Raw genomic sequence first — 10,852 nt, 5'->3', positions numbered from 1 at the left:
TATGGACATGAACTATCGCGGCATCATCAACATGCTGGTGATGTGCGGTTGTGTCGGCCAGTCGGGTGGTGGCTGGTCGCATTATGTCGGGCAGGAGAAACTGCGCCCGCAGACCGGCTGGGCTCCGTTGGCGTTCGGGCTCGATTGGGCGCGTCCGCCTCGACACATGAACTCGACCAGCTTCTTCTATGCGCATACCGACCAGTGGCGTTACGAGACGCTCGACGTTGATGAAATTCTCTCGCCGACGGCGCCCGAAGGCGACTGGTCCGGTTCGCTGATTGACTACAACGTCCGTGCCGAACGCATGGGCTGGTTGCCCAGCGCGCCGCAGCTCAAGACCAACCCGCTGGACATTGCCAAAGCGGCCAAAGCTGCAGGAATGGAGCCAAAGGACTATGTTGCCTCGGCGCTCAAAACAGGCGAGCTTGAAATGTCCTGCCGCGACCCGGACGACCCGGCCAACTGGCCGCGCAACATGTTTGTCTGGCGTTCGAACCTGCTGGGATCATCGGGCAAGGGCCACGAATATTTCCTCAAGCACCTGCTCGGCACACAGCATGGTGTGCAGGGCAAGGATCTGGGTGAAACCGGCGCACAAAAGCCGCAAGATGTCGTCTGGCATGATGATGCACCGCAGGGGAAACTTGACCTGCTGGTTACACTCGATTTCCGCATGTCTACGACCTGCGTTTATTCGGATATCGTCCTGCCGACGGCGAGCTGGTACGAGAAAGACGATCTCAACACCTCTGACATGCACCCCTTCATCCACCCGCTGTCTGCTGCGGTCGATCCGGTGTGGGAATCGAAATCGGACTGGGAAATCTACAAGGCGATTGCGAAGAAATTCTCTGAGGTCGCGCCGGAAGTCCTGGGCGTCGAAGAGGACGTCGTGTTGACGCCTATCCTGCACGACACACCGGGCGAAATCGCGCAGCCCTTCGATGTTGAGGATTGGGGCAAAGGTCAGACGCCACCAATCCCGGGCAAGACCATGCCCAATGTTGCCGTCGTCACCCGCGACTATCCGAACGTATATAAGCGCTTCACTGCGCTGGGACCGCTGATGGAAATGATCGGCAATGGCGGCAAAGGGATCAGTTGGAATACCGAGCATGAAGTCGATTTACTGCGTCGCCTAAACGGCGAAGTCCTCGAAGAAGGTACCTCGAAGGGCATGGCAAAGATTGAAAGCGCGATCGACGCTGCCGAAGTCATCCTCAGCCTCGCACCCGAAACCAATGGTGAGGTCGCGGTGAAAGCATGGGCGGCCTTGTCCAAAAACACCGGGCGTGATCACACACATCTGGCCTTGCCCAAGGAAGAGGAGAAAATCCGTTTCCGTGACATTCAGGCGCAACCGCGCAAGATCATTTCCTCGCCCACCTGGTCGGGGCTGGAGAGCGAGCATGTCTGCTACAATGCGGGTTACACCAACGTCCATGAACTGATCCCCTGGCGCACGCTAACGGGGCGGCAACAGCTCTATCAGGATCACAAATGGATGCTGGCCTTTGGTGAGGGCTTCTGCGTCTATCGTCCGCCGATCGATACCAAGGCCGTGAAGCCGATGCTTGATCAGGCAAAGGATGCGCCGCACGTCATCCTGAACTTCATCACCCCGCACCAGAAATGGGGCATCCATTCGACCTATACCGACAATCTGTTGATGCTGACGCTCTCGCGCGGCGGACCGATCGTCTGGATGAGCGAGGTCGATGCCGCAAAAGCCGGGCTGGTCGATAATGACTGGGTGGAAACCTTCAATTCGAACGGCGCACTGGTCGCCCGCGTCGTCGTCTCGCAGCGCATGAAAGAGGGCACGCTCTTCATGTATCATGCGCAGGAGAAAATCGTGAACGTGCCCGGATCGCCACTCACCGGGCAGCGTGGAGGCATCCACAACTCAGTTACGCGCGCGGTGCTGAAGCCAACCCACATGATCGGCGGTTATGTGCAGCAGAGTTACGGCTTCAACTATTATGGCACCGTCGGTTCCAACCGCGATGAATATGTCATCGTCCGCAAGCTATCAAAGGTCGACTGGCTCGAAGGTCCGGCCACGCATCTGGAGGCAGCAGAATGAAAGTCCGCGCACAAATCGGCAAGGTTCTGAACCTTGATAAATGTATCGGCTGCCATACCTGCTCAGTCACTTGCAAGAATGTTTGGACCAGCCGTGACGGTATGGAATATGCCTGGTTCAACAATGTCGAGACCAAACCCGGCATCGGCTATCCCAAGGACTGGGAAAATCAAAAGCGCTGGAACGGTGGCTGGGACGTGAAGGGGGGACGGCTCAAACCGCGCATGGGTGGCAAGTGGCGGCTATTGTCGAAGATCTTTGCCAATCCCGACCTGCCCGAAATCGACGATTATTACGAACCCTTCACCTTCGACTATTCACATTTGCAGCAAGCAAAGGAAAGTAAGGCGTTCCCGACCGCTCGACCCCGCTCACTGGTAACCGGTGAGCGGATGGAGAAGATCAACTGGGGACCGAACTGGGAAGAAATTCTCGGCGGCGAATTTTCCAAGCGTTCGGAAGATTACAACTTCGAAGGCGTGCAGAAGGAAATTTACGGCCAGTTCGAAAACACCTTCATGATGTATCTGCCGCGACTGTGCGAGCATTGCCTCAACCCCACCTGCGTCGCCGCTTGCCCAGCAGGGTCTATCTACAAACGTGAAGAAGACGGCATCGTCCTGATTGATCAGGATAAATGCCGCGGCTGGCGCATGTGCGTATCGGGCTGCCCGTACAAAAAGATCTACTACAACTGGAAAACCGGCAAATCGGAAAAGTGCATCTTCTGCTATCCGCGCATCGAGGCCGGGCAACCCACCGTCTGTTCCGAAACATGCGTCGGACGCATCCGCTATCTGGGCGTGATGCTCTATGATGCGGATCGCATCGAGGAAGCTGCGTCGGCAGAAAATGTCGAAGACCTGTATCAGGCCCAGCTCGACATCTTCCTTGATCCCAATGACCCCAAGGTGATCGAACAGGCGCGCAAGGATGGCGTGCCCGAAGCATGGCTGGAGGCCGCGCGCCATTCCCCGGTTTGGAAAATGGCGATGGAATGGAAAGTAGCCTTCCCGCTTCACCCCGAATATCGCACCTTGCCGATGGTCTGGTATGTGCCGCCCTTGTCACCTATCAGTGCGGCAGCGAATTCGGGGCAGATTTCGGTCAACAACAACATGCCCGATGTGCGGTCTTTGCGTATCCCGCTCAAATATCTCGCCAATCTACTGACGGCAGGTGCGACCGAGCCGGTGGCACTTTGCCTTGAACGGATGCTGGCCATGCGCGGCTATATGCGTTCGAAAACAGTCGAGGGCGTAGTCGATGAAGGCATCGCCCGTGCCGTCGGACTGACCGGCGCACAGATTGAAGACATGTATCATGTCATGGCAATTGCCAATTATGAGGACCGCTTTGTCATCCCGACCGGCCACCGGGAGGATGCCGAAGACATGTATGATGAACGCGGCAGCTGTGGCTTCTCCTTCGGCAATGGGTGCTCGGGTGGCGAAACCAAAGCCAATTTATTCGGCGCGCCAGCCCGCAAGAAGCTGCAAACCCCGACGCCCCAAATTTCAGGGGAGGTATTCTGATGGGCACTATCACGTTACGCGCTCTTTCGGCGCTGCTCCATTATCCCGATGAAGCTCTGCGCGCTGCGGTTTCTGAAATCCGACGCGTGCTGCTGCGCGAACAAATTGTCAGTGAAAAGCAGATGCTGCGTCTGGAGCCCCTGCTGTTCCGGCTGACCGGCGGAGACTTGATTTCGTTGCAGGAACATTATGTCGAAACCTTTGATCGCGGACGGACGCACAGCTTGCACTTGTTCGAGCATGTGCATGGCGAAAGCCGTGATCGTGGTCAGGCGATGGTTGATCTGCGCGACCGCTATATTGCTGCTGGGCTCGATCCGGCGAGCAACGAACTGCCTGACTATCTGCCACTGTTCCTCGAATATTGCTCCACCCTTCCGCGTAACGAAGCACTGGCAGAGCTGGCCGAACCCGGCACGATTATCGCAACACTGGCCGGCAGGCTGGAAAGCCGCGGCAGCGATTATGCAGGACTGCTGGCCATATTGCGCGACCTTTCGGGCGGGCAGAGCGTCGCGCCGGAAGACATGGTTGCGGTTGAGGATCCTGATGATCTGGAAGCGCTTGATGCAGCCTGGGAGGAAGAGCAGATCACTTTTGGGGCTATGGCTCCGACTGCGCCGGATGCTGCGGCATCTTGCCCGCAAGTGCAGGCGATGGTGAGTCGCATGCTCGAACCTGCCACACCTCCCTCTTCGCCAAGGAGCCTATGACATGGCCGATTTCCTCAACCATCTCCTGTTTGGCATCTACCCCTATATCGCGCTGGCGGTGCTCGGTCTGGGGTCGGTCATCCGTTATGATCGCGAACCCTATAGCTGGCGATCAGGCTCCAGCCAGCTCTTGCGGCGCAAGCAATTGATGTGGGGATCGGTGCTGTTCCACGCTGGTGTACTGGTCATTTTCTTCGGCCACGCCGGAGGATTGCTGACGCCCATCGCCATATTCGATGCCCTTGGCATTCCGCATGGCTCAAAGCAGGTGATGGCCATCGTTGTTGGTGGCGTGGCTGGAATATTGGCCTTTGCTGGTGCCAGCCTGCTCCTCCATCGCCGTTTGACCGATCCGCGCATCCGAGCAACCTCGAGTTTCAGTGACATCATGATCCTTGTCCTCCTATGGTTGCAACTGGCCTTGGGCCTCAGCACCATTCCAGTGTCGATAGATCATCTCGACGGGCATGAAATGGTGAAATTCATGAACTGGGCGCAAGGCATTTTCACCTTCCAAGGCGATGCAGATTCCTATGTCGCGGACGCGCATATCATCTTCAAACTGCACCTGTTTCTGGGCCTGACCATCCTGTTGCTCTTCCCCTTCACGCGGCTGGTTCACATGCTGTCGGCGCCGGTCCGCTATATATGGCGTCCCGGTTATCAGGTCGTGCGCTCGCGCAAACTGGGGGTGCGTCATGGCTGAGGTACTCGATCACCCTCCGGTGTCAGTGAACGGTTGCGAGATCAGTGCTGCGGCCATAAGCGCCGAAGTTCAGAACCACCCTGCGCCGGATGCCGATACGGCTTGGGAGGCTGCTACACGCGCTCTGGTATTCCGTCAGTTATTGCTCGACGAGGCTGATAGGCTTGAGATTATGAGCGTTGGGTTGGTCGATGCAGAGGGTCGCAAGCTGGCTGACGAGGATGCCCGGATCGAGGCGTTGCTCGAACAGGAGGTTCGCTGTCCGAACGCCGATGAGGCAACGATCCAGCGCTTTTACGAACGCCATGCCGATCGCTTCACCTCGCCAACATTGGTTGAGGCCGAACATATCCTTTTTTCGGCCTCGCCCGACGATGGTCTGGCCTATGGGCTGGCAACCGGTGATGCACGCATGGCGATACGGGCATTGATGACGGAGCCCGGACGTTTCTCCGAATTGGCACTCAAGCATTCGGCATGCCCTTCAAGAGAACAGGGCGGCAATCTGGGCCAGATCGGGCCGGGACAGACCGTCAAGGAGTTCGAGGATGTCTTGTTCGATCTTGGCGAAGGTGAACTGCACCCGGAACCGGTCAAGACGCGTTTCGGCGTCCATGTCATTCGCGCTGGTCGCCGCATTGTTGGCGAACAAATACCGCTGGAGCTAGTGCGCGACAAGATTGCCCAATATCTGGAGGAAGCAAGCTGGCGCCGAGCAGTCGCGCAATATCTAGCGATACTGGCATCGCAGGCAAAGGTCGAAGGCATTGACATCGGGGGAGCCGACGGCCCGCTTGTGCAATGAGTAAAATTGAGACCCCAGATGCTGGCGAGGCGAGACTGGCGGATCGCCATGGTCGTCGCTTCGAATATCTCCGTCTGTCATTGACCGATGTCTGCAATTTCCGCTGCAGCTATTGCCTGCCCGATGGCTACCGCAAAGCAAAAGGCGCGCCCGCAAATTTGTCGATTGACGAAATCCGCAGGCTGGTGGGGGCGTTCGCCGAACTCGGCCTCTGGAAGGTGCGTCTTACCGGTGGCGAGCCGACCTTGAGGCGAGAATTTCTGGAGATTGCACGAACAATCACTGACATACAAGGCATCCGAAAAGTTGCAGTTACCACCAATGGCTACCGACTGACGGAGCGGGCGCAAAGCTTTGCCGATGCAGGGATAGGCGCGATCAACATCAGTATGGATTCTCTGCAACCTCAGCGTTTCCGTGCTATTACAGGTCACGACCGGTTAGGCGAGATCCTAGAAGGCATTGCCGCCTGCCGTGCCGCGGGCATGTCGTCGGTCAAGCTGAACTCGGTGCTGCTCAAGGGACTGAACGACGATGAGCTGGATGATTTCCTGGCCTTCGTCGTCGAGCATGGCCTTACCCTGCGTTTTATCGAAGTGATGCGTACCAATGACAACCCGGGCTATTTCGCGGCGCATCATCTTCCGGGCACCTATATCAGTGAGCAGCTTGAGGCGCTCGGTTGGCAAAAGCAGGCTCGGCAGGCCGGAGCAGGGCCAGCGATTGAATATGCCAATCCTGATGGGCTAGGCCGTATTGGCATCATCGCACCCTATTCGAAGGATTTCTGCGCTAGCTGCAACCGGCTACGCGTTTCGGCGACGGGGAAACTGCATCTGTGCCTGTTCGGAGATGCAGGTATCGACCTACGACCGCTGTTGCAGCAGGATAGCCAGAAAGACGAACTGAACGCACGATTGCAGCGGCTGGTCACGACCAAGGCTCCGGCGCACTTGCTGCATCAAGGCAACAGCGGTGCGACCCCACATCTCGCATCTATTGGTGGATGAATATGGCAGGAATAGACGAAAGCTTACCTTTTTACCCGCTCGGCATGGCGGTGCTGACCATTTCGGACACGCGCAACGACGAAACCGACACATCGGGAGCGCTGTTTGTCGAGCGATTAACTGGAGCCGGGCACAGACTGATCGACCGCGCTGTCGTCCGTGACGAAATTGACGCAATTCAAGCAACCCTCAAGGGCTGGATTGCCAATCCCGAAATCGAAATCATACTTACCACCGGTGGCACAGGATTTTCCCCGCGCGACAATACGCCAGAAGCCGTCAAGCCGTTGCTGCGCCGCGAAATGGACGGGTTCGCTATCGCTTTCCAGCAAAAGAGCCTGCAAACGGTAGGCGTCGCCGCAATGCAATCACGCGCCTTTGCCGGGCAGGCGGACGACAGCTTCATTTTCTGCGTCCCGGGATCGACCGGTGCCTGTCGCGATGCCTGGGACGGCCTGCTCGAACTGGAATTCGACAGCCGCCACAAGCCCTGTTCGATCGCAGGCGCCTTGCCACGGCTGCGCGAGGTTTGTTCATAATGAAGGCGATTATCATTTGCCAGGTTCGCACGACGGCGTGGTGGCGCCAACGAATGTCGCATTCAGCGTAAACGAGGGCATCTTTTTTGCTGCCATCTATGTCCGAACGCGGCCAATACCCGACCTGCCAGTGATGATTGAGCGGGATAATTGAACGACGCGCTCTGTCCTCGCAGGTTCGGACAGGGCGCGGTGTTTTTGTGCTGACCCGCTGGCACTCTTGCCTCTTTCCTTGCTGGCCGCCTGCTGGCGCACACGCCCGCGCGCAGGGCGGCCAGCTTCGTCTCGCCGTGCAAGGGCGCCGCTTTCTGTGGGCTCGCTGCGCGAGCATGACCGACGTGGCAGCGTGCATAGCTATTTACGCCTGTCGGCCGAAAGCGCTGCGAAATTGAAAGTGCTGTGACCACAGAATGCGACTGACAAGGAAATGGACGCAGTGTACTATAGCGGCAGGAAGCAGAGGGGAGTTTTGCCGAGGTGGCGGGTGAAGGAGAATTGAAATGGACGAACCTGCGAACAATCCGAAGCAAGACACAAACCCGTCGTCATCCAAGCCTGAGTGGGCAGGCCTAACCGAAATTGATCAGGCAATCTCTGAAAATCGACTGACCGAGTACAGGTTTCGAAAGGCATGGGCCGATCCATGGAGCCGCACCGGAATTGTCGTTTCCATCGCTGCAATCGTCGCTTTTATGGTCTTTGTAATCGTCAGTGAACTATCGCGTTAACGTGGTTTCCATTCTTTCACTTCGTCGGCTGCTTCCGCGCTGGCACCCTTTGCGCTCTTTGTCGTTCCTTCTAGATAGCCCTTGATTGTATCGATGCGCTTGCGTCCCGATGACTGAGCATCATCAACTTCGTCTGCAAGATAGGTCCTAGCGCGCTTGCTGCCCAATGGATTGCTGGTTCGAGCGCCCCCTTGATATTTTGCTCGGACATCCTTCTCTGAGCCTATGCCAGGTTTTGAGACGGCCGGTCCGGGGGCCAGAACCAGCTTATCTTCGATGCCATCGCGTACCTCACCTGCGTAGCTGTCGATGAACTTGGCTTGCAGTTCTTGGCCTTCGGCACTGAGCTGGAAAGCGATGTCGTCGAACCGCGCATTGCCGTAAAAGTCCCTATTACGCTCGATCTCGCCCATGCCCCATTCCCTATAAGCTTGCGAAAGATTGAGGTTGCCAGCTGCACTGCTGCCCTCAAAGAACGATGCCTGATTTTCAAGGCGGTTGGCAATTTCCTCCGCACGCCGGGCTTCGCGCGTATAGCTCTGTGCTTCTGTCAACGACGTGTTCATGCCATTTGCACTCGTCGAGACCGATGAGCTTGTCGATGTGCTGACCGTTCGCACAAAGCTGTCGCGCGCACTTGACCAGTTGCGGCTGTCCGAAATTTGCTTGAGGCTTCCCATGACACGAGAACGGTCTTCGGAAGCGATGCCGATGTCGGAATCAGTCCACGACTGATTGCGGCCTCCCTTTGCGGCAACGCCTAGCTTCGCAGGACCAAAATCAACACCGAGACCAGCCGAGGCTTCACCGTTCAGGAACCAAGAAGTGGTAATGTCATCGGCTGCGCGGCGCGACAGGCCATATTGGCGTTGCAGCGACTTGGATGCCTGGTCGACCTCGTTGAATGCGGACTGGATGCTGTCCGAATTCGACTGTCCGCTTGCGGTCTCGAAGCTGCTGCCCTTGCTGAACTGGTTTCGCAGTTCGTTGAATCGCGTGACCGCGCTTGCGGTCGATTGCTGTGCCATATTCGAGAAGGTTTCGCTGTTGCCGCGTGCCTGGCTCGCCATTGTTGAAAGCCGAGAGGTGAACTCCTGGCCCAATGTTGGCGTGAAAGGATAGCTCGATGTCGGGAGCTGGTCGAAGCTGCCTTGCGGGAAACTCGTCGTTTGCGTGCCATTGTCGCTATAGCCGCGCGTCTGGGCCGATCCGTAAGTGAAGGACGGTGCCACCGTGCCTTGTCCAAACTGGCGCGAAAGCACAATCGAACTCTCGATGCTGCTATTGCCGAGCGAGACATTGCCGGTACTCGCTTCGCGCGCTGCTTCTTCAGCCGCATTCTGGCTCGGATTGAGGTAGCTTGTTGCATGGTGCGAGATCGCCATAGCCCCCTTGGCGACCCCGCCTGCCAGAAATGGCACCGAAGCAACCAGATAGCCAGCCAATATGCCGATGTCGGAATTCACGTCGGCCATGCCGGTAAAGCTTGCGAGCGTCAGACCATTGCTGCTCGCAACCGCGCTCATGTCAGCCGCACCTTTGAGCATCAGCATCATATGGAGGATGACAAAAAGCGGCCCCCAAGCGGCAAGGTAGAAGAAGCCCGTGACATAGCCCTTCAATGCAAGCGGTCCGGTCTTGGGCATCAGGAACAGCGGGAACAGCACCGGGAACAGCGCATAGAATAACACCGTCAGCACGACATTGAGCAGCGGAATCCATTTCATGGCGTTATTGGCGATCGAGCTATAGGTGCGCTCTGTCTGGATATCGGCGCGGGTCTGCGCATAGACATCGACATTGCCGGCACCGCTCGACGCCGACATCGAATGCATCGCCTGGCTCATCGCGTTGATGGTGAGCGTCTGCTTGAAGATATCGGTCGCGCTCGTCGAAACTCCGGAAAGATATTGGTAGGCGACGGGAAGGTCGGTAAAGAGTTTGGCTTTGGCAAGCGCAGCTGTCTGGTTGGGATAAAGCTGCCGCCCGAACACCGTTCCCATGGAATCTATGAGCCCGTTCCATTGGCCGTTGAGGTTGGTATAGGCTTCGCGGCAGGTAATGATGTTGGCCGTCACTTGGCCGCTATTGGTGTCGCGGGTGAGGAAACGCTGTGCGCGGGCCTGGCTTCCCGGCGCGATGGTGGTCCAGATGTCATTGCTTTCGGCGAGCGCTTTCATCGAATAGCGGCCGAGCAGCACATCGTAGAACACGCATTGCCGGAAATGCTCGTCGAGATTGGCGGCAAATTCCGGATCGGAAATCCGCAGCGACCGCGTCGCATCATAGAGCCGTGCGCCGTAGATCATGCCGTTTTTGGAGTAATTGAGATCACCGGGGAGGGCGAACACCACTTCGGCCGAACCGGTAAGATAATCGCCAATCTGGCTCGTAAAGCTTGCCATCAGCGCGAGGCCCAGTGGTACATTGCTGACTTGAGATGGTGCAAGACCGGGATTGAGACGGTCGGTCACCTGGACATCGAGCCTTGGCACCATCAGGCAACTGTACATCAAGGTCGCACCCAGAAACCAGTTGATCCAAGCCCGCCAATCCTGGTTGAAGGCAAGGGTCAGCGCCGAGAAGGCAAGCCCCATCACCATTACCACCTGCAGCAGGCTCTTATAGCCGCCATTGCCGGTCCATGCGGAAACGGCGTTGAAGATGTTGACCAGATAGTCGCCGCCACCGACCGTAAAGACTTCGACCATGTTCGTTCTTCCCGCG

Annotated in this window: 9 protein-coding genes; 8 read left to right on the top strand and 1 reads right to left on the bottom strand. The window is 57.3% G+C overall.

Going from position 1 to position 10,852, the window contains the following annotated elements:
• The 8 genes from Q0239_RS03495 to Q0239_RS03460 form a co-directional block, all read left to right on the top strand.
• Nucleotides 1-2,089: nitrate reductase subunit alpha (locus Q0239_RS03495; RefSeq protein WP_298598444.1), on the top strand; the 2,089-nt coding region annotated here is incomplete at its 5' end.
• Nucleotides 2,086-3,624, top strand: a complete 1,539-nt coding sequence (gene narH, locus Q0239_RS03490) for a nitrate reductase subunit beta (RefSeq protein ID WP_298598441.1) — start codon at nucleotides 2,086-2,088, stop codon at nucleotides 3,622-3,624. The genes Q0239_RS03495 and narH, both read left to right, overlap by 4 nt.
• Nucleotides 3,624-4,337 carry a nitrate reductase molybdenum cofactor assembly chaperone gene (gene narJ, locus Q0239_RS03485; protein ID WP_298598438.1) on the top strand — a complete coding sequence of 238 codons (714 nt, stop codon included), beginning with the start codon at nucleotides 3,624-3,626 and terminating at the stop codon, nucleotides 4,335-4,337. The genes narH and narJ overlap by 1 nt, the downstream gene beginning before the upstream one ends.
• 1 nt (nucleotide 4,338) lies before the next feature.
• Nucleotides 4,339-5,043, top strand: coding sequence for a respiratory nitrate reductase subunit gamma (narI, locus tag Q0239_RS03480; protein ID WP_298598435.1), 705 nt, complete (start codon nucleotides 4,339-4,341; stop codon nucleotides 5,041-5,043).
• Nucleotides 5,036-5,848 (top strand): peptidylprolyl isomerase, encoded by an 813-nt coding sequence (locus tag Q0239_RS03475; RefSeq protein WP_298598432.1) that lies wholly within the window; start codon nucleotides 5,036-5,038, stop codon nucleotides 5,846-5,848. Before narI ends, Q0239_RS03475 begins: the two co-directional genes overlap by 8 nt.
• Nucleotides 5,845-6,858 carry a GTP 3',8-cyclase MoaA gene (gene moaA, locus Q0239_RS03470; protein ID WP_298598429.1) on the top strand — a complete coding sequence of 338 codons (1,014 nt, stop codon included), beginning with the start codon at nucleotides 5,845-5,847 and terminating at the stop codon, nucleotides 6,856-6,858. The genes Q0239_RS03475 and moaA overlap by 4 nt, the downstream gene beginning before the upstream one ends.
• Before the next feature lie 2 nt (nucleotides 6,859-6,860).
• Nucleotides 6,861-7,397 carry a molybdenum cofactor synthesis domain-containing protein gene (locus tag Q0239_RS03465; protein WP_298598426.1) on the top strand — a complete coding sequence of 179 codons (537 nt, stop codon included), beginning with the start codon at nucleotides 6,861-6,863 and terminating at the stop codon, nucleotides 7,395-7,397.
• A gap of 500 nt (nucleotides 7,398-7,897) precedes the next feature.
• Nucleotides 7,898-8,125 (top strand): hypothetical protein, encoded by a 228-nt coding sequence (locus Q0239_RS03460; protein ID WP_298598423.1) that lies wholly within the window; start codon nucleotides 7,898-7,900, stop codon nucleotides 8,123-8,125.
• Here the strand turns inward: Q0239_RS03460 and Q0239_RS03455 are convergent.
• Entirely contained in the window at nucleotides 8,122-10,836 is a 2,715-nt protein-coding gene (locus Q0239_RS03455; protein WP_298598420.1) for a conjugal transfer protein TraG N-terminal domain-containing protein, read from the bottom strand. The two genes, Q0239_RS03460 and Q0239_RS03455, sit on opposite strands and share 4 nt — an antisense overlap.
• Nucleotides 10,837-10,852: the final 16 nt, after the last annotated feature.

Origin of the sequence: uncultured Sphingorhabdus sp. (assembly GCF_937872355.1) — a bacterium.
Classification (GTDB): Bacteria; Pseudomonadota; Alphaproteobacteria; order Sphingomonadales; family Sphingomonadaceae; genus Sphingorhabdus_B.
This window is presented reverse-complemented; position numbering and strand designations above follow the sequence as displayed.

Excerpts from the sequence above, each read along its gene's own strand:
- narI (WP_298598435.1), top strand. The coding sequence starts at position 4,339 with ATGGCCGATTTCCTCAACCATCTCCTGTTTGGCATCTACCCCTATATC.
- narJ (WP_298598438.1), top strand. The coding sequence starts at position 3,624 with ATGGGCACTATCACGTTACGCGCTCTTTCGGCGCTGCTCCATTATCCC.
- Q0239_RS03475 (WP_298598432.1), top strand. The coding sequence starts at position 5,036 with ATGGCTGAGGTACTCGATCACCCTCCGGTGTCAGTGAACGGTTGCGAG.
- moaA (WP_298598429.1), top strand. The coding sequence starts at position 5,845 with ATGAGTAAAATTGAGACCCCAGATGCTGGCGAGGCGAGACTGGCGGAT.
- Q0239_RS03455 (WP_298598420.1), bottom strand. The coding sequence starts at position 10,836 with ATGGTCGAAGTCTTTACGGTCGGTGGCGGCGACTATCTGGTCAACATC.
- Q0239_RS03460 (WP_298598423.1), top strand. The coding sequence starts at position 7,898 with ATGGACGAACCTGCGAACAATCCGAAGCAAGACACAAACCCGTCGTCA.
- Q0239_RS03465 (WP_298598426.1), top strand. The coding sequence starts at position 6,861 with ATGGCAGGAATAGACGAAAGCTTACCTTTTTACCCGCTCGGCATGGCG.
- narH (WP_298598441.1), top strand. The coding sequence starts at position 2,086 with ATGAAAGTCCGCGCACAAATCGGCAAGGTTCTGAACCTTGATAAATGT.